2 tRNA genes are annotated in these 300 nt (G+C 49.0%); both read left to right on the forward strand.

What is annotated here, in order from left to right:
• Nucleotides 1-101: 101 nt before the first annotated feature.
• Nucleotides 102-175, forward strand: a tRNA-Ile gene (locus tag JFU01_RS08840).
• A gap of 34 nt (nt 176-209) precedes the next feature.
• Nucleotides 210-282 (forward strand) — tRNA-Ala (locus tag JFU01_RS08845).
• Nucleotides 283-300: the final 18 nt, after the last annotated feature.

Genomic DNA, 300 nt, shown 5'->3' on the forward strand with positions numbered 1-300 from the left:
CGGCTGGATCACCTCCTTTCTAAGGATATATTCGGAATACATATTTGAGTCTTCTTTGTTTAGTTTTGAGAGGTCTATCCACATGGTTGATGGATTTAACCGGGCCTGTAGCTCAGCTGGTTAGAGCGCACCCCTGATAAGGGTGAGGTCGATGGTTCGAGTCCATTCAGGCCCATTACATGTTTATTATATGACCATAACTCATACCCGGGGGATTAGCTCAGCTGGGAGAGCGCCTGCTTTGCAAGCAGGAGGTCAGCGGTTCGATCCCGCTATCCTCCATTGCAACGGAAACGTTGC

This window comes from Aerococcus sp. Group 2 (assembly GCF_905125285.1).
Lineage (GTDB): Bacteria > Bacillota > Bacilli > Lactobacillales > Aerococcaceae > Aerococcus > Aerococcus urinae_E.